Consider the following 16,718-nt stretch of genomic DNA (forward strand, 5'->3'; position numbering starts at 1 on the left):
GTGCAGCCCTTCGCGGGCTTGCCCGCTCCCACAGGTCAAGCGCCGTACCTGTGGGAGCGGGCAAGCCCGCGAAGGGCCGCACAGCGGCCCCTACCTCAAGACCACAAATCAGCCTTCAGGTTGCCTGTTACCCGATCAAGGGCAACCCGGCGCCTTGCGCTGGTGGTCTTCGTCGTACTTTTCCAGGCCTTCCGGGCCCACGCGCTTGCTGATGACCGGCACGGTCTCGGCCTGCCACTCGGACTGGTAGCAACCGCCCTTGGGCGGCTGCGCCGGGTCGGCATCCGAGGCCGGGCTGCCGGCGCATGCGCTCAGCAGGCCAGCCAGCATCATCACAGGCAATTGCTTGACCATCAGGCCGCTCCCTTTGCCAAGCGCCGACGTCATCAGGCCTTGGCCCGCTCTTCCAGGATTGCCACCGCCGGCAGGACCTTGCCCTCGACGAACTCGAGGAAGGCGCCACCACCGGTAGAAATGTAGGAGATATCGGCGCCAACGCCATATTTGTCGATGGCTGCCAGGGTGTCACCGCCACCGGCGATGGAGAACGCGGCGCTGTCGGCGATGGCCTTGGCCAGCACCTTGGTGCCGTTGCCGAACTGGTCGAATTCGAACACGCCGACCGGGCCGTTCCACAGGATGGTCTTCGACGACTTCAGCAGCTCGGCGAAATTGGCTGCGGTTTGCGGGCCGATGTCCAGGATCATGTCGTCAGCGGCAACGTCGGCAATGGCCTTGACGGTGGCTTCGGCGCTCTCGGCGAACTCCTTGGCAACCACCACGTCGACCGGCAGAGGCACGCTGACCTTGGCGGCGATGGCCTTGGCGGTGTCGACCAGATCAGGCTCGTACAGCGACTTGCCCACTGGGTGGCCGGCTGCGGCCAGGAAGGTGTTGGCAATGCCGCCACCGACGATCAGCTGATCGCAGACCGAGCTCAGGCTGTTCAGCACGTCCAGCTTGGTGGAGACCTTGGAGCCGGCAACGATGGCTGCCATCGGCTTGGCCGGGGCCTTCAGGGCCTTGCCCAGGGCATCCAGCTCGGCTGCCAGCAGCGGGCCGGCAGCAGCGACCTTGGCGAACTTGGCAACGCCATGGGTCGAACCTTCGGCACGGTGGGCAGTACCGAAAGCGTCCATGACGAACACGTCGCAGAGGGCGGCGTATTTCTGCGCCAGCTCGTCGGCGTTCTTCTTCTCGCCCTTGTTGAAGCGCACGTTCTCGAACAGCACCAGGTCACCAGCCTTGACCTCGACACCGTCCAGGTAGTCGGCAACCAGCGGCACCTCGCGGCCCAGGGCCTTGCTCAGGTAGTCGGCGACCGGCTTGAGGCTGTTCTCGGCAGAGAACTCACCCTCGGTCGGGCGGCCCAGGTGCGAGCAGACCATTACCGCCGCGCCCTTCTCCAGGGCCAGCTTGATGGTCGGCAGCGCTGCCAGGATACGCGCGTCGCTGGCTACCACACCGTCCTTCACAGGCACGTTGAGGTCTTCGCGGATCAGTACGCGCTTACCTTGCAGGTCGAGGTCGGTCATCTTCAACACGGTCATGAATGCAGTCCTTCAGGGCTGTTTGTTGCGGGTTGGGTGGACGACGTGCAGATAGTGTTCGGCAACGTCGAGCATACGGTTGGCGAACCCCCATTCGTTGTCGAACCAGGCCAGCAGGTTCACCAGGCGAGGGCCGGAAACACGGGTCTGGCTGGCATCGACGATCGCCGAATGCGGGTCATGGTTGAAATCACAGCTGGCGTGGGGCAACTCGGTGTAGGCCAGCAAGCCTTTCAGCGGGCCTTCCAGCGCCGCCTCGCGCAGCACCCGGTTGACTTCGGCCGCGCTGGTATCGCGGGCGGTCTGCAGGGTGATGTCCAGGCACGAGACGTTGACGGTCGGTACGCGTACCGCTTTGGCCTGGATTCGCCCGGCAAGTTCCGGAAGCAGGCGCTCGATGCCACGCGCCAGACCAGTGGACACCGGGATCACCGACTGGAAGGCCGAACGCGTGCGGCGCAGGTCTTCGTGGTGGTAGGCGTCGATCACCGGCTGGTCGTTCATCGCCGAGTGGATGGTGGTGATCTGCACGTACTCGATGCCGAATGCCTGGTCCAGCACACGCAACAGCGGCACGCCACAGTTGGTGGTGCACGATGCGTTGGACACCAGGCGCTCGTTGCCGGTCAGGCAGGCCTGGTTGACGCCGTAGACCACCGTGGCATCGACGTCGGCCTCGCTGGCCATTGGCTGCGAGAACAGCACCCGCGGCGCGCCGGCGTCGAGGAAACGCTGGCCATCGGCGCGGGTGTGGTAGGCGCCGGAGCACTCCAGCACCAGGTCGATATCCAGGGCGGCCCAGTCGATGCCTTCGGGGGTGGCACTGCGCATCACCTTCACGCAGTCGCCATTGATATGCAGACAGTCGCCATCGACCTTCACCTCACCGGGGAAACGCCCGTGGGTGGAGTCGAAGCGTGTCAGGTATTCCAGGCTGGCCTGGTCGGCCAGGTCGTTCAGCGCGACGATCTCGAAACCGGCCTTTGCCCCCCGCTCGAACAGCGCGCGCAGGACACAGCGGCCGATACGGCCATAACCGTTGAGTGCAACTTTGTAGGGACGCAGGTGGGGCATTCGTTGGCTCGCTAACGCATGATGGCTGTTGGGGCCGCGTTGCGGCCCATCGCGACGCAAGGCCGCTCCCACAGGGAACGCGTACGCAGTACCTTGTGGGAGCGGCCTTGTGTCGCGAAACGAGGGCGGAAGCCCTCGCCTTACGCCTGTATCAGTCTTCCAGCAGCTCTTCGGCAGTCCCGAGGATGTTCTCCAGGGTGAAGCCGAACTCTTCGAACAGTGCCGAAGCCGGCGCCGACTCACCGTAGGTGGTCATGCCGATGATACGACCTTCCAGGCCGACGTACTTGTACCAGAAGTCGGCGTGAGCGGCTTCGATGGCGATACGCGCACCTACTTCCAGCGGCAGCACGGACTGCTTGTAGGCAGCGTCCTGGGCATCGAACACGCTGGTGCACGGCATGGAAACCACGCGCACCTTGCGGCCTTGTTCGGTCAGCTTGGCGTGCGCCTGAACAGCCAGGCCCACTTCGGAACCGGTGGCGATCAGGATCAGCTCAGGCTCGCCGGCGCAGTCCTTGAGCACGTAGCCGCCGCGGCTGATGTCGGCGATCTGCTGGGCGTCGCGGTCCTGGTGCTGCAGGTTCTGGCGCGAGAAGATCAGCGCCGAAGGGCCGTCCTTGCGCTCCAGGGCGTTTTTCCAGGACACGGCGGATTCCACCGCGTCGGCTGGGCGCCAGGTGTCCAGGTTCGGCGTGCTGCGCAGGCTGGTCAGCTGCTCGATCGGCTGGTGAGTCGGGCCGTCTTCGCCCAGGCCAATGGAGTCGTGGGTGTAGACGTGGATCACGCGCTGCTTCATCAGTGCCGACATGCGCACGGCGTTGCGGGCGTATTCCATGAACATCAGGAAGGTCGCGCCGTAAGGCACCAGGCCACCGTGCAGGGCAACGCCGTTCATGATGGCGGTCATGCCGAACTCGCGCACGCCGTAGAACACGTAGTTGCCGCTGGCGTCGTTGGCTTCGACACCCTTGCAGCCCTTCCACAGGGTCAGGTTGGAACCGGCCAGGTCGGCCGAACCGCCGAGGAACTCTGGCAGCAGCGGGCCGAAGGCGTTCAGGGCGTTCTGGCTGGCCTTGCGGCTGGCGATGGTTTCGCCCTTGGCGGCCACTTCGTTGATGTAGGCCTGGGCCTTCTCGCTGAAGTCGGCCGGCAGCTCGCCGCTGTCACGGCGCTTGAACTCGGCAGCCAGCTCCGGGTAGGCCTTGGCGTAGGCGTCGAAGCGCTGGTTCCACTCGGCTTCGGCCTTGGCACCGGCAGCCTTGGCGTCCCACTCGGCGTAGATCTCGGCCGGGATTTCGAACGGGCCGTGGTTCCAGTTCAGTTCCTTGCGGGCCAGGGCGATTTCGTCGTTGCCCAGCGGCGCGCCGTGGCAGTCTTCCTTGCCCTGCTTGTTCGGCGAGCCGAAACCGATGATGGTCTTGCAGCAGATCAGGGTCGGGCGATCGCTCTTGCGAGCGGTCTCGATGGCGGTCTTGATCTCGTCGGCGTCATGGCCGTCGACGTTGCGGATCACCTGCCAGTTGTAGGCTTCGAAGCGCGCCGGGGTGTTGTCGGTGAACCAGCCGTGCACTTCGCCGTCGATGGAAATGCCGTTGTCGTCATAGAAGGCGATCAGCTTGTTCAGGCCCAGGGTGCCGGCCAGCGAGGCGACTTCGTGGGAGATACCTTCCATCATGCAGCCGTCGCCGAGGAACACGTAGGTGTTGTGGTCAACGATGTTGTGGCCGTCACGGTTGAACTGGGCGGCAAGCACTTTTTCGGCCAGGGCGAAGCCCACGGCGTTGGCAATACCCTGGCCGAGCGGGCCGGTGGTGGTCTCGACGCCTGGGGTGTAGCCGTATTCCGGGTGGCCCGGGGTGCGGCTGTGCAGCTGGCGGAAGCCTTTGATGTCATCGATGGTGACGTCGTAGCCGGTCAGGTGCAGCAGCGAGTAGATCAGCATCGAACCGTGGCCGTTGGACAGCACGAAGCGGTCACGGTCAGCGAAACTCGGGTTGCTCGGGTTGTGCTTCAGATAGTCGCGCCAAAGCACTTCGGCGATATCCGCCATGCCCATGGGGGCACCTGGGTGGCCGCTGTTGGCCTTTTGCACGGCATCCATGCTGAGGGCACGAATGGCGTTGGCACGTTCACGACGGCTGGGCATCGCTGATCTCCTGGGGGGCTTGAATAGGTGGTGTCACGAAAAAAGGCGGCCATTTTCGCCCACTGGGGGGGCTTGGGGCAATGACGTATGGTCGCAGTCGGGGGATTTTCCTCTGATTGGCACTGATTTCGGGGCAAAATCTGGAAATCGGTGCCGGCTTCTTCGCGGGTGAACCCGCTCCCACAGGGTCGCACCAAGGCTGAGGGCAGTGCTGAACCTGTGGGAGCGGGTTCACCCGCGAAGAGGCCCGAAAGGGCAACCCCGCACTCCGCCCATCAGCCAATATCAAAACTTTTTGATATTGGCCTTGCTAGGGCAACGATGCCTGTCTAGACTGCCGCACCATGAACCTCCGTGCGCAATCGATCCCCGAGCAACGCGAAGCATTGGCAGCCCTGTGCAAAGCCAGTGGCGACGAGTTGCGCCTGAACGTATTGCGCGCCCTGGCCAACGACTCGTTCGGCGTGCTGGAGCTGGCGCAGATCTTCGACGTGGGCCAGTCGGGCATGAGCCACCACCTGAAGGTGCTGGCCCAGGCCGAGCTGGTGGCGACCCGCCGCGAGGGCAATGCCATCTTCTACCGCCGCGCCCTGCCCGACAGCCTGCGCCTGGGCGGTCGGCTGCACGCGGCGCTGCTCGAAGAAGTGGACGACCTGGCCCTGCCGCCGGACGTGCAGGCGCGCATCGCCCAGGTACAGCAACGCCGCGCAGCCACCAGCCAGGACTTCTTCCTGCGCGTGGAAGAGAAATTCCGTGCCCAGCAAGACCTGATCGCCGGCCTGCCGCAGTACCGCGAAAGCCTGCTGGCGCTGCTCGACAAACTGAATTTCGACCCGGCCGCCAGCGCCCTGGAGGTCGGCCCCGGTGACGGTGGCTTCCTGCCCGACCTGGCCCGGCGCTTCGCCCAGGTCACCGCCCTGGACAACAGCCCGACCATGCTCGAACTGGCGCGCCAGGTGTGCCAGCGCGAAGGGCTCGACAACGTGAACCTGCAGTTGGCCGATGCACTGGGTGCAACGGATGTGGCCGCCGACTGCGTTGTGCTGAACATGGTGCTGCACCATTTCAGCGACCCGGCCCTGGCCTTGCGCCAGCTGGCCAAACGGGTGAAGGCAGGCGGCAGCCTGCTGGTAACCGAACTGTGCAGCCATGACCAGGGGTGGGCACGCGAAGCCTGCGGCGACCTGTGGCTTGGCTTCGAACAGGACGACCTGGCCCGTTGGGCCAACGCCGCCGGGCTGGCCCCCGGGGACAGCCTGTACGTGGGCTTGCGTAACGGTTTCCAGATTCAGGTCCGCCATTTCCAGCGGACGGCTGGCGACATACAACATCGGTAAATTTCAGGAACCTTCGAGATGAGCGAATACTCCCTTTTCACCTCCGAGTCCGTGTCCGAAGGGCATCCGGACAAGATCGCCGACCAGATTTCGGACGCCGTCCTTGATGCCATCATCGCCCAGGACAAATACGCCCGCGTAGCCTGCGAAACCCTGGTCAAGACCGGTGTCGCCATCATCGCCGGCGAAGTCACCACTTCCGCCTGGGTCGACCTGGAAGAGCTGGTGCGCAAGGTCATCATCGACATCGGCTACAACAGCTCCGACGTCGGTTTCGACGGCGCCACCTGCGCCGTGATGAACATCATCGGCAAGCAGTCGGTGGACATCGCCCAGGGCGTCGACCGCTCCCGCCCGGAAGACCAGGGCGCCGGTGACCAGGGCCTGATGTTCGGCTACGCCAGCAACGAGACCGATGTGCTGATGCCGGCACCGATCTGCTTCTCGCACCGTCTGGTCGAGCGCCAGGCCGAAGCGCGCAAATCGAAGCTGCTGCCATGGCTGCGCCCGGACGCCAAGTCGCAGGTCACCTGCCGTTACGAAAATGGCAAGGTGGTCGGTATCGACGCCGTGGTGCTGTCGACCCAGCACAACCCTGAGGTTTCGCAGAAAGACCTGCAGGAAGCCGTGATGGAGCTGATCGTCAAGCACACCCTGCCTGCCGAACTGCTGCACAAGGGCACCCAGTACCACATCAACCCGACCGGCAACTTCATCATCGGTGGCCCGGTGGGTGACTGCGGCCTGACCGGGCGCAAGATCATCGTCGACTCCTACGGCGGCATGGCCCGCCATGGTGGTGGCGCGTTCTCCGGCAAGGACCCGTCCAAGGTCGACCGTTCCGCCGCCTACGCCGGCCGCTACGTGGCCAAGAACATCGTCGCCGCCGGCCTGGCCGAGCGTTGCGAGATCCAGGTGTCGTACGCCATCGGCGTGGCCCAGCCGACCTCCATCTCGATCAACACCTTCGGTACCGGCAAGGTCTCCGACGACAAGATCATCCAGCTGGTGCGCGAGTGCTTCGACCTGCGCCCTTACGCCATCACCACCATGCTCGACCTGCTGCACCCGATGTACCAGGAAACCGCTGCCTATGGCCACTTCGGCCGTACCCCGCAGCAGAAGACGGTCGGCGACGACACCTTCACCACCTTCACCTGGGAGCGCACTGACCGCGCCCAGTCGCTGCGTGACGCTGCCGGCCTGTAAGCTTCCTACAGCGCCAGGCGAAAGCCCCTGCCGAGCAATCGGCAGGGGCTTTTTTGTGACATATGGACTGACAAACACTGCATGGCGACCCGCACGCTACCTGCCTAGGCTGAGGGCTCCCACCCGCCATGCAAGGATGCTGGCCATGCCGCTCATGCTGCTTTTCGCCCTGCTGTTGACGTTGAATGCTCCCCTGGCCCGCGCCGCCACATGCCCCACCTGGAACCCGCAACAAGTCGAGGCTGAAGTGAGCCGATTGCGCGCCACGCTTGCCCGCTGGGACGACCATTACCATCGTCAGGGCATCGCACTGGTGGCCGATGAACTGTACGACCAGAGCCGCCAGCGCCTGGCACAACTGCAGCAATGCTTTGGCATCGCGGCCACCCCGTCCCCGCTGGCCAGCGCTGGCGGGCCAATCCCGCATCCGGTGCCGCACACCGGCGTCGACAAGCTGGCCGACCGCCTGGCTGTAGAACGCTGGCTGGCCGGCAAGGCCGATGTCTGGGTGCAGCCAAAGGTCGATGGCGTAGCGGTATCCCTCATCTACCGACAGGGCCGGCTGGTGCAGTTGATAAGCCGGGGGGACGGCGTGCAGGGGCACGACTGGAGCCGCCACATCCCCCTGCTCGACGCAATCAACCGGCAGCTGCCCCAGGCCATCGACCTGCAACTGCAGGGCGAACTTTACCTGCGCCTGGATGCGCATGTGCAAGCCCAGGCAGGCAGCGCCAACGCCCGAGGGACGGTAGCCGGGCTGCTGGCTCGCAAGCAGCTGGGCCGTGAGCAAGGCGAGCGCATCGGCCTGTTCGTGTGGGACTGGCCACAAGGCCCCGAGCAGCAGGCCGAACGCCTCGCGAAGCTGGCGGAACTGGGCTTTGCGCACAGCCAGGATTACAGCGTCGCCATAGAATCAGCGGACGATGCCGCGCACTGGCGTGAGTACTGGTACCGCTCACCCCTGCCCTTCGCCACCGATGGCGTGGTGTTGCGCCAAGGCGTCCGGCCGCCGGCCGAGCGCTGGCAGGCCAAGGCACCCTACTGGATCGCGGCGTGGAAGCACCCGTACACGCAGGCCCTGGCCGAAGTGCGCGAAGTACGCTTCCGCGTTGGCCGCACAGGCAGGGTCACGCCAGTGTTGCACGTGCTGCCGGTTACGCTGGACGACCGGCGAATCACCCAGGTGAGCCTGGGCTCGCTGGCACGCTGGCTCAAGCTCGACATCCGCCCCGGTGACCAGGTGGCCGTCAGCCTTGCCGGGCTGACCATCCCGCGCCTGGAGCAAGTGGTGCACCGCGCCGCCGAGCGCCAACCGGTAACCGCACCAGCGCCCGGCCAACATCATGCCCACAGTTGCTGGCAGGCCAGCGAAGGCTGCGAGGACCAGTTCATCGCCCGCCTCACCTGGCTCAGCGGCAAGCAGGGGCTGGCCCTTCCGCGCACCGGCCCCGGCACCTGGCGCCGACTGGTGGCTGCCGGGCTGGTGACCTCGATGACCGACTGGCTGCATCTGGATGCCGAGCGCCTGGGCCAGGTAGCGGGTATCAGTGACGCAACGGCTGCGCAGTTGCTGGGCAGTTTCGACCAAGCCCGCTCACGGCCCTTTGCCCAATGGCTGCGCGGGCTGGGCGCGCCCACCCCCACCAGCATGCAGGTGACAGGCGACTGGCTGGAGCTTGCTGCCCGCACAACCCTTGAATGGCAAGCCATGCCCGGTATCGGCGAAAAGCGCGGGCAACAGCTTGCTGGATTTTTTGCAACCACCGAGGTTCAAGCCATTGCAACGCAACTGGCGACGGCAGGGATCGACGGATTCCGGATCGACAGGCAAAGCATCGAGCAATGATTATTTACCAATTTACCCGTAGGAAAATCCCTAGATTAAGCCGGAAAACCCCAACAAGGGTTTCTAAATGGACAAAACCAAGGCAGGATTTCCCCCAACTTTTGCTGCCCCGCCCCGTCAAGGAGGCTTTTAATGAAACGTATTTCGACCCTTTTCCTGCTCGCGACACTGGGCCTGGCCGCTGGCGCCGTACAAGCCGCCCAGCCGGATGCCGGCCTGACCGGTTGCGCCGCCAAGCGTAGCGCCATCGAGAACCAGTTGAAGATTGCCCGTGACCACGGCAACAACGATCAGGCCGCGGGGCTTGAAGAGGCGCTGCGAGGGGTCGACAACTGCACCGATGCCGGCCTGCGCAAGGAACGTGAGCAGAAGGTGCTCGACGCCCGTCACGAAGTGGCACAGCGGGAAAAGGACTTGAAGAAAGCCGAGAAGAAAGGCGATTCGGAGAAGATCAACAAGCGCAAGGACAAGCTGGCCGAGTCGCGCAAGGAGCTGCAGGAAGCGGTGGAAGATCTGGATCGCTGACAGAGATTCGAATACTGCGTTGCCTTTACTGGCCTCATCGCCGGCAAGCCGGCTCCCACAGGTACTGCATTGCACTCAAGGGCAGCGTGATACCTGTGGGAGCTGGCTTGCCGGCGATGAGGCCGCAACAGGCCATCAATGATTACGAAACTCAGAATGACAGGCCTTGCAAGCCGCTTCGACCTTGTCCATCGGCGCCTTCAGCTGCGCAGCGTCCAGCGGCTGGCCGCGGGTGACATCGACCAGTTCGCCAGTGACGCCTTCCAGCTGCCGGGCCAGGTCATGAAAGCGTGCCTGACGCTCCCATACCTCGGCACGCGCGCTACTGTCGCCACCATCACGCGCCTGTGGGAAGTGCTGCCAGGGCTGGTGCGAAAGGTTGTCCAGCTTCAGCGCACCATCGGCAAACTTCACCCCGTCGAACGGCAACCGCCCACGCAACATGCCGCCCAGGTCTTCGCTGGTCTTGAGCATGTCCTTGAAGATCACCTTGCGCTTGCCCAGCGGGGAGTTCGGGTCAACCCGGTCACAACCACCCAGGGCCAGTGCTGCCAGCAGAACAACGGTCAATCGCTTCAACATCACGGTCACTTCGGCCTACGCAAATGGGCGGCCAGTATCGCTGCCCAGCGGCCAAAGACCAATAGCCACATAAAAAACAGGGGCGAATATCCGTGTTCACCCATGACAGGAACGTACTCATGAAATCTGCCCTGCGCCATCTGGCCTGGACACTCCCGGTGCTGGCCCTGCTGGCTGGCTGCAACGGTGGCGAAAGCGCCAAACCTGAGCCCCATGCCATCGCCACCTACGCCAATGCCACCTGGCAGGACCTGCCTGCCGTCAGCGACAGCGACCTGGTGGCGGGCTTCCAGGCCTGGCGCAACGGCTGTGAAAAGCTCAAGCGCGACACCGTCTGGGCCAGCACTTGCGAAGCAGCCGCCAGCGTGCCCGACAATGCCTTGCAAGTGCGCGCCTTCCTGCAACAGAACCTGCAGGTATACGGCCTGCGTTCGGCCGAAAACAATGCCAACGGCCTGATCACCGGTTACTACGAACCGGTCTACCCTGGCAGCCTGAGCCAATCGGCAACCAACCACGTGGCGGTCTACGGCATCCCCGACGACATGATCGTGGTCGACCTGGCCAGCGTGTACCCCGAACTCAAGGGCAAGCGCCTGCGCGGTCGCCTCGATGGCCGGGTGCTAAAGCCTTACGACACCGCCGAGGTGATCAACCGTGACGGCGTCAAGGCACCGGTGCTGGCCTGGCTGACCGACCCGATGGACCTGCAGTTCCTGCAGATCCAGGGTTCCGGCCGGGTACAACTGGAAGACGGGCGCCAGCTGCGCCTGGGTTACGCCGACCAGAACGGCCACCCCTACCGGCCAATCGGGCGCTGGCTGGTGGAACAAGGCCAGTTGAAGAAGGAAGAAGTGAGCATGGGCGCCATTCATGCCTGGGCCCAGGCCAACCCGCAGCGGGTGCCGGAACTGCTCGCCAGCAACCCCAGCTACGTGTTCTTCAGCACCCGCCCGGACAGCAACGAAGGGCCGCGGGGTTCGCTGAACGTGCCGCTGACCGCTGGCTACAGCGTGGCCATCGACCGCAAGGTGATTCCGCTGGGCAGCTTGCTGTGGCTGTCCACCACCCGCCCGGACGGTACGCCGGTGGTACGCCCGGTGGGGGCCCAGGATACCGGCGGGGCAATTACTGGCGAGGTGCGCGCCGACCTGTTCTGGGGCACTGGGCCGGAAGCTGGAGAACTGGCCGGGAACATGAAGCAGCAGGGGCAGATCTGGATGCTGTGGCCCAAGGGCAAGCCGCTGCCCGAGGTGCCGAAAGTACCTTGATCGGCTGTGAATTCTTCGCGGGCGAGCCCGCGAAGAAGGCGACGCGGTATCAGATGGAAACCACGAAGAAAGCCACAATGATCGCCAACCCGGCAAACCACACCAGCGATCGCAGCATGGCCCAGTCAGCCAGGTAACAGATGATGTAGAGCAGCCGGCTGGTGATGTACATCACCCCCAGCACATCCTGAGTCACCTGCTCGGCATTGCCGACGATATCCGCCACCAGCACCGCCGCGGCAAATGCCGGGAAGGCTTCGAAACTGTTCTGCTGGGCAGCATGCGCGCGCCGCGGCAACCCGGACAGGGTATCCAGGAAGGCGCGCGGGTCGTAGTTGTCACGCAGGCGGAAGCGGCCACTACCGACTTTGGCGATCAACGCACACAGTGGCGGCAAGAACAGCGCGATCAGGATGCACCACAGGGCAACAGTCATGGACAGGACTCCTTGTTCAGTCTTCGGGTCAAAGCTTCATTACCAGCATGCCGGCCAACACCAGCCCGCAAGCTAGGAGTCTCGGTCCGCCAAAAGGTTCTTTCAGGTAGCGCATGCCCAGCAGCACCACCAGGATCACGCTCAACTCCCGCAACGCCGCCGCTTCGGCCACCGACCCCAGGTGCATGGCCCACAGCACCAACGCGTAACTGAGCAATACACACAGCCCAACCGCCAGCCCCAGGCGCCACTGCAGGCGCCAGAACAACACGAACGGCGTACGCCGCGTCACGCTGGCAAGCAACGGGAAGGGCCAGGCACTGAGCAAGGTCAGCCACACCAGGTAATCCCAGGGTTTGCCCCACAAGCGCACGGCCTGGCCGTCGAACCAGGTGTAGCAGCCAATGCATAGGCCGATCAGGGCAACCACCGGCAGCATCGACCAGGGCAGCCGGTCACCGCCACCGCCCTGCCACAACAGGCAGGCCATGCCACAGGGGATCAGCAGGATGCCGATGATCTGCTGCTGGCTCAGCGATTCGCCGGCAAAGGCCAGGGTCAGCCCCAGCACCACCAGCGGCGACAGCCCGCGCATCAGAGGATAGACCAGCCCCAGGTCGCACACGCGGTAGGCCTGGATCAACAGGAAGCGATATAGCTGCTCAGCCAGCGCCGACGCCAGCAGCCAGGGCCAGATGTTGGCCGGCGGTACCTCGACGAAGGGCACCGCCAGCACCGCGAAGGCCAACGCCACCGTATCCATGCTGGCGATCACCAGCAGGCGCTCGCCGCTGAATTTGATCAGGGTATTCCAGGTCGCATGCAGCAGGGCAGCGACCAACACCAGGGAAGTTGCCAGCACGCCTTCTTATCCTTGTGGCTTTTTATGTTGGTGAATATACAGCGCTCGAGGGGACCATTGTGGGAGCGGGCATGCCCGCGAAGAAAGCAACTTGGTGCATGTCACCGGCTTTGCCGGTGTTCGCGGGCATGCCCGCTCCCACAGAGACCGCGCCAGCCTTCGGGTTTTGCACAAGCCAGGGTATGCGATACAACCTTCTGGATGGGAACGTTTCAAACGAATCCGGTCAAACCCTGTGTCCCGAACCCCGCGCCAGGTCATCAAAGAACTGCCCGAGCCATTCGGGTTACGACTTGGAAGCCACTGTTACAGGATTCGGGATGCTTGAACTAGTTGCCGCGTTTATCTGCCTTACCACCCTCCTCACCTATGTAAATTACCGTTTCATCGGCCTGCCCCCTGCCATCGGCGTGATGGTCACGGCGCTGCTGTTTTCCCTGATGCTGCAGGGCTTGAGCCTGATCGGCTTCCCTGGCCTGGAAGCGCGCGTCGAAGGGCTGATGAACCAGATCGACTTCAACGACCTGCTGATGCACTGGATGCTGGCGTTCCTGCTGTTCGCCGGCGCCTTGCACGTCAACCTCTCCGACCTGCGCAGCTACCGCTGGCCCATCGGCCTGCTGGCCACCGTCGGCGTACTGATTGCCACCGTGGTCATCGGCTACCTGTCGCACTGGGTGTTCGCCCTGTTCGGCTGGCAGGTGCCGCTGATCTACTGCCTGCTGTTCGGTGCGCTGATCTCGCCCACCGACCCGATTGCCGTGCTCGGCGCGCTACGTACAGCCAATGCCTCCAAACCGCTGAAAACCACTATCGTCGGCGAGTCGCTGTTCAACGACGGCACTGCGGTGGTGGTGTTCACCGTGTTGCTGGGCATCATCCAGCTGGGCGAGACGCCGAGCATGACCGACACCGCGATCCTGTTCGCCCGCGAGGCCATCGGCGGCGTGGTGTTCGGCGGCCTGATCGGCTACGCCACCTACCGCATGATCAAGAGTGTCGAGCAATATCAGGTGGAAGTGATGCTGACCCTGGCGCTGGTCATCGGCGGCTCGGCGATGTGCTACGAACTGCATGTTTCGGCGCCGATCGCCATGGTGGTGGCCGGGCTGATCATCGGCAACCTGGGGCGCAACCTGGCCATGAACGACATGACCCGTCGCTACATGGACGGTTTCTGGGAACTGATCGACGACATGCTCAACGCGCTGCTGTTCGCGTTGATCGGCCTGGAACTGTTGCTGCTGCCATTCAACTGGATGCACCTGGCGGCCGGCAGCGTGCTGGCGCTGGCGGTGCTGCTGTCGCGGCTGCTTACCGTGGCCCCGGCGATCGTGCTGCTGCGCCGCTGGCGCCCGGTGCCCAAGGGCACGGTACGGGTGCTGACCTGGGGTGGCCTGCGCGGTGGGGTGTCGGTTGCCCTGGCACTGTCGCTGCCACTGGGCGAGGAACGTGACCTGCTGCTGTCGATCACCTACATCGTGGTGCTGTCGTCGATCCTGGTGCAGGGGTTGAGCATCGGGCGGGTGGTGCGCAAGGTGAGCGCTCAGCCTTGAGATCCTGGGGCCGCTTTACGGCCCTTTCGCGACACAAGGCCGCTCCCACAGAATGTATGCGATCTCCTGTGGGAGCGGCCTTGTGTCGCGAAAGGGCTGCAAAGCAGCCCCAGAATGTTCATTCCACTGCCGAATCCGGGAACTGGTCCTGAATGTACTTGATCTCGGTCCGCCCATGCGCCGCCGGCAACCCATCCTCGCCAAGGTTGACGAAGACCATCTTGTCGACCGTGAGGATGGCCTTGCGGGTGATCTTGTTGCGCACTTCGCACTTGAGGGTGATCGAGGTGCGGCCGAACTCGGTGGCGGTGATGCCCAGCTCGATGATGTCGCCCTGGCGCGAGGCACTGACGAAGTTGATTTCCGATATGTACTTGGTCACCACGCGCTGGTTGCCCAGCTGGACGATGGCGTAGATCGCCGCCTCTTCATCGATCCAGCGCAACAGGCTGCCACCGAACAAAGTGCCGTTTGGGTTGAGGTCTTCGGGTTTAACCCACTTGCGGGTATGAAAGTTCATCTGTACTCCTGACCTGCTTGGCTAACGTGTAGCAATGATGGCAGAGCGGCCGCTGTCGCTCCATTGAACATCGACTATCGTCGCGATTAATCGACAGAAAACCTTGGGCAAGCCGGCGGGCGCGGCTATAATCTCCGCCGCTTCACATGGCCGCCCACAGCGGCGCCATGCCCGCCACCCGTCCGAGGGGCGCTGCAGCAGGCTAGGCCTGTCAGGCTCGGATGGGGCGTTGCTCGCTCTCGCGGGCGCTTAACGCACAACGGCGCCCATTCGCACACTACGAATGGAGGCTCTCATGAGCGCTGCAAACATGCCTGCTGGTTTTACCGATTACAAAGTCGCCGACATCTCCCTGGCCGCCTGGGGTCGTCGCGAAACCATCATCGCCGAATCGGAAATGCCTGCACTGATGGGCCTGCGTCGCAAGTACCTGGCCGAGCAACCGCTCAAGGGTGCGAAGATCCTGGGCTGCATCCACATGACCATCCAGACCGCCGTGCTGATCGAAACCCTGGTTGCCCTGGGTGCCGAAGTGCGCTGGTCGTCCTGCAACATCTTCTCCACCCAGGATCAGGCCGCCGCGTCCATCGCCGCCGCCGGTATCCCGGTGTTCGCCTGGAAAGGTGAAACCGAGCAAGAGTACGAGTGGTGCCTGGAGCAGACCATCCTCAAGGATGGCCAGCCATGGGACGCCAACATGGTCCTCGACGACGGTGGCGACCTGACCGAGCTGCTGCACAAGAAGTACCCGCAAGTGCTGGAGCGCGTGCACGGCGTGACCGAAGAGACCACCACCGGCGTGCACCGCCTGCTGGACATGCTGGCCAAGGGCGAGCTGAAAGTCCCGGCGATCAACGTCAACGACTCGGTTACCAAGAGCAAGAACGACAACAAGTACGGCTGCCGTCACAGCCTGAACGACGCCATCAAGCGTGGTACCGACCACCTGCTGTCGGGCAAGCAGGCCCTGGTTATCGGCTACGGTGACGTGGGCAAGGGCTCGGCCCAGTCCCTGCGTCAGGAAGGCATGATCGTCAAGGTCACCGAAGTCGACCCGATCTGCGCCATGCAGGCCTGCATGGACGGTTTCGAAGTGGTTTCGCCGTTCATCGACGGTATCAACAACGGCACCGAAGCCAGCATCGACAAGGCCCTTCTGGGCAAGATCGACCTGATCGTGACCACCACCGGTAACGTCAACGTCTGCGACGCCAACATGCTCAAGGCGCTGAAGAAGCGTGCCGTGGTGTGCAACATCGGCCACTTCGACAACGAGATCGACACCGCCTTCATGCGCAAGAACTGGGCCTGGGAAGAGGTCAAGCCGCAGGTGCACAAGATCCACCGCACCGGCGCTGGCAGCTTCGACCCGCAGAACGACGACTACCTGATCCTGCTGGCCGAAGGCCGCCTGGTAAACCTGGGTAACGCCACTGGCCACCCAAGCCGCATCATGGACGGTTCGTTCGCCAACCAGGTACTGGCGCAGATCTTCCTGTTCGAGCAGAAGTTCGCCGACCTGTCGGCCGAAAAGAAAGCCGAGCGCCTGACCGTTGAAGTACTGCCGAAGAAACTCGACGAAGAAGTGGCCCTGGAAATGGTCCGCGGCTTCGGCGGCGTGGTCACCCAGCTGACCAAGCAGCAGGCCGACTACATCGGTGTCACCGTCGAAGGCCCGTTCAAGCCGCACGCCTACCGCTACTAAGCGGCCAGCTTGAAGCTTCAAGCGGCAATCAAAGGCAGCCCATGCCGTTGCCGCTTGCAGCTCAAGCATAAGGATCTTGAACGATGCCCAAGCCAG

The 16,718-nt window shown here is 63.8% G+C and carries 15 protein-coding genes and 1 riboswitch; of the genes, 7 read left to right on the forward strand and 8 right to left on the reverse strand.

What is annotated here, in order from left to right:
- Window positions 1-135: 135 nt before the first annotated feature.
- The 4 genes from ABX298_RS08235 to tkt all read right to left on the reverse strand — a co-directional run bounded on the left by ABX298_RS08235 (window position 136) and on the right by tkt (window position 4,773).
- A complete protein-coding gene (locus tag ABX298_RS08235; protein ID WP_025340881.1) occupies window positions 136-387 on the reverse strand; it encodes a hypothetical protein in 252 nt (83 codons plus the stop codon).
- The gene (locus ABX298_RS08240) at window positions 387-1,550 is read right to left on the reverse strand and encodes a phosphoglycerate kinase (protein WP_075046574.1); all 1,164 of its coding nucleotides are present in this window, start codon (window positions 1,548-1,550) and stop codon (window positions 387-389) included. Before ABX298_RS08240 ends, ABX298_RS08235 begins: the two co-directional genes overlap by 1 nt.
- 12 nt (window positions 1,551-1,562) lie before the next feature.
- Window positions 1,563-2,624: an erythrose-4-phosphate dehydrogenase gene (epd, locus tag ABX298_RS08245; protein ID WP_013974502.1), complete on the reverse strand. Its 1,062-nt coding sequence runs from the start codon at window positions 2,622-2,624 to the stop codon at window positions 1,563-1,565.
- A 151-nt stretch (window positions 2,625-2,775) separates the two neighbouring features.
- Complete coding sequence (tkt, locus tag ABX298_RS08250) at window positions 2,776-4,773, reverse strand: transketolase (RefSeq protein ID WP_025340883.1); 1,998 nt, start codon at window positions 4,771-4,773, stop codon at window positions 2,776-2,778.
- Window positions 4,774-5,117: 344 nt separating this feature from the next.
- On the opposite strand from tkt, the gene ABX298_RS08255 reads away from it, so the two are divergent.
- From ABX298_RS08255 to ABX298_RS08270, 4 genes are all read left to right on the forward strand, one after another.
- Window positions 5,118-6,110: a metalloregulator ArsR/SmtB family transcription factor gene (locus tag ABX298_RS08255; protein WP_025340884.1), complete on the forward strand. Its 993-nt coding sequence runs from the start codon at window positions 5,118-5,120 to the stop codon at window positions 6,108-6,110.
- Window positions 6,111-6,128: 18 nt separating this feature from the next.
- The gene (gene metK, locus ABX298_RS08260; RefSeq protein ID WP_015272060.1) at window positions 6,129-7,319 is read left to right on the forward strand and encodes a methionine adenosyltransferase; all 1,191 of its coding nucleotides are present in this window, start codon (window positions 6,129-6,131) and stop codon (window positions 7,317-7,319) included.
- Between the two features lie 145 nt (window positions 7,320-7,464).
- Complete coding sequence (gene ligB / locus ABX298_RS08265) at window positions 7,465-9,165, forward strand: NAD-dependent DNA ligase LigB (protein WP_367394286.1); 1,701 nt, start codon at window positions 7,465-7,467, stop codon at window positions 9,163-9,165.
- A 132-nt stretch (window positions 9,166-9,297) separates the two neighbouring features.
- A complete protein-coding gene (locus tag ABX298_RS08270) occupies window positions 9,298-9,690 on the forward strand; it encodes a DUF1090 domain-containing protein (protein WP_085614684.1) in 393 nt (130 codons plus the stop codon).
- A 135-nt stretch (window positions 9,691-9,825) separates the two neighbouring features.
- Here ABX298_RS08270 and ABX298_RS08275 read toward each other — a convergent pair whose 3' ends face one another.
- On the reverse strand, window positions 9,826-10,272 hold the full coding sequence (locus ABX298_RS08275) for a cytochrome c (protein WP_084785287.1): 447 nt from the start codon (window positions 10,270-10,272) through the stop codon (window positions 9,826-9,828).
- Window positions 10,273-10,391: 119 nt separating this feature from the next.
- Here ABX298_RS08275 and ABX298_RS08280 point away from each other — a divergent pair, with 119 nt between their 5' ends.
- Window positions 10,392-11,543: a murein transglycosylase A gene (locus ABX298_RS08280; RefSeq protein WP_367394287.1), complete on the forward strand. Its 1,152-nt coding sequence runs from the start codon at window positions 10,392-10,394 to the stop codon at window positions 11,541-11,543.
- 49 nt (window positions 11,544-11,592) lie between these two features.
- Here ABX298_RS08280 and ABX298_RS08285 read toward each other — a convergent pair whose 3' ends face one another.
- Together ABX298_RS08285 and ABX298_RS08290 are read right to left on the reverse strand one after the other, a co-directional pair.
- Complete coding sequence (locus ABX298_RS08285) at window positions 11,593-11,979, reverse strand: MAPEG family protein (RefSeq protein ID WP_367394288.1); 387 nt, start codon at window positions 11,977-11,979, stop codon at window positions 11,593-11,595.
- A 28-nt stretch (window positions 11,980-12,007) separates the two neighbouring features.
- Window positions 12,008-12,841 carry an EamA family transporter gene (locus tag ABX298_RS08290; protein ID WP_367394289.1) on the reverse strand — a complete coding sequence of 278 codons (834 nt, stop codon included), beginning with the start codon at window positions 12,839-12,841 and terminating at the stop codon, window positions 12,008-12,010.
- Window positions 12,842-13,161: 320 nt separating this feature from the next.
- On the opposite strand from ABX298_RS08290, the gene ABX298_RS08295 reads away from it, so the two are divergent.
- Window positions 13,162-14,397: a sodium:proton antiporter gene (locus tag ABX298_RS08295; RefSeq protein WP_025340891.1), complete on the forward strand. Its 1,236-nt coding sequence runs from the start codon at window positions 13,162-13,164 to the stop codon at window positions 14,395-14,397.
- 118 nt (window positions 14,398-14,515) lie between these two features.
- Here ABX298_RS08295 and ABX298_RS08300 read toward each other — a convergent pair whose 3' ends face one another.
- Window positions 14,516-14,917 (reverse strand): acyl-CoA thioesterase, encoded by a 402-nt coding sequence (locus tag ABX298_RS08300; protein WP_003257757.1) that lies wholly within the window; start codon window positions 14,915-14,917, stop codon window positions 14,516-14,518.
- Window positions 14,918-15,095: 178 nt separating this feature from the next.
- Window positions 15,096-15,192, forward strand: a riboswitch (S-adenosyl-L-homocysteine riboswitch).
- Between the two features lie 20 nt (window positions 15,193-15,212).
- On the opposite strand from ABX298_RS08300, the gene ahcY reads away from it, so the two are divergent.
- On the forward strand, window positions 15,213-16,622 hold the full coding sequence (gene ahcY / locus ABX298_RS08305) for an adenosylhomocysteinase (protein ID WP_025340892.1): 1,410 nt from the start codon (window positions 15,213-15,215) through the stop codon (window positions 16,620-16,622).
- Window positions 16,623-16,718 lie beyond the last annotated feature (96 nt).

It is taken from the genome of Pseudomonas sp. X4 (assembly GCF_040784925.1).
GTDB classification, from domain to species: Bacteria; Pseudomonadota; Gammaproteobacteria; order Pseudomonadales; family Pseudomonadaceae; genus Aquipseudomonas; species Aquipseudomonas putida_Z.

Bases quoted from the DNA above. Each gene is read 5' to 3' on its own strand.
- metK (WP_015272060.1), top strand. From the start codon at position 6,129: ATGAGCGAATACTCCCTTTTCACCTCCGAGTCCGTGTCCGAAGGGCAT.
- ABX298_RS08280 (WP_367394287.1), top strand. From the start codon at position 10,392: ATGAAATCTGCCCTGCGCCATCTGGCCTGGACACTCCCGGTGCTGGCC.
- ABX298_RS08240 (WP_075046574.1), bottom strand. From the start codon at position 1,550: ATGACCGTGTTGAAGATGACCGACCTCGACCTGCAAGGTAAGCGCGTA.
- ahcY (WP_025340892.1), top strand. From the start codon at position 15,213: ATGAGCGCTGCAAACATGCCTGCTGGTTTTACCGATTACAAAGTCGCC.
- ABX298_RS08300 (WP_003257757.1), bottom strand. From the start codon at position 14,917: ATGAACTTTCATACCCGCAAGTGGGTTAAACCCGAAGACCTCAACCCA.
- epd (WP_013974502.1), bottom strand. From the start codon at position 2,624: ATGCCCCACCTGCGTCCCTACAAAGTTGCACTCAACGGTTATGGCCGT.
- ABX298_RS08285 (WP_367394288.1), bottom strand. From the start codon at position 11,979: ATGACTGTTGCCCTGTGGTGCATCCTGATCGCGCTGTTCTTGCCGCCA.
- ABX298_RS08255 (WP_025340884.1), top strand. From the start codon at position 5,118: ATGAACCTCCGTGCGCAATCGATCCCCGAGCAACGCGAAGCATTGGCA.
- ABX298_RS08235 (WP_025340881.1), bottom strand. From the start codon at position 387: ATGACGTCGGCGCTTGGCAAAGGGAGCGGCCTGATGGTCAAGCAATTG.
- ligB (WP_367394286.1), top strand. From the start codon at position 7,465: ATGCCGCTCATGCTGCTTTTCGCCCTGCTGTTGACGTTGAATGCTCCC.
- ABX298_RS08275 (WP_084785287.1), bottom strand. From the start codon at position 10,272: ATGTTGAAGCGATTGACCGTTGTTCTGCTGGCAGCACTGGCCCTGGGT.
- tkt (WP_025340883.1), bottom strand. From the start codon at position 4,773: ATGCCCAGCCGTCGTGAACGTGCCAACGCCATTCGTGCCCTCAGCATG.
- ABX298_RS08270 (WP_085614684.1), top strand. From the start codon at position 9,298: ATGAAACGTATTTCGACCCTTTTCCTGCTCGCGACACTGGGCCTGGCC.
- ABX298_RS08295 (WP_025340891.1), top strand. From the start codon at position 13,162: ATGCTTGAACTAGTTGCCGCGTTTATCTGCCTTACCACCCTCCTCACC.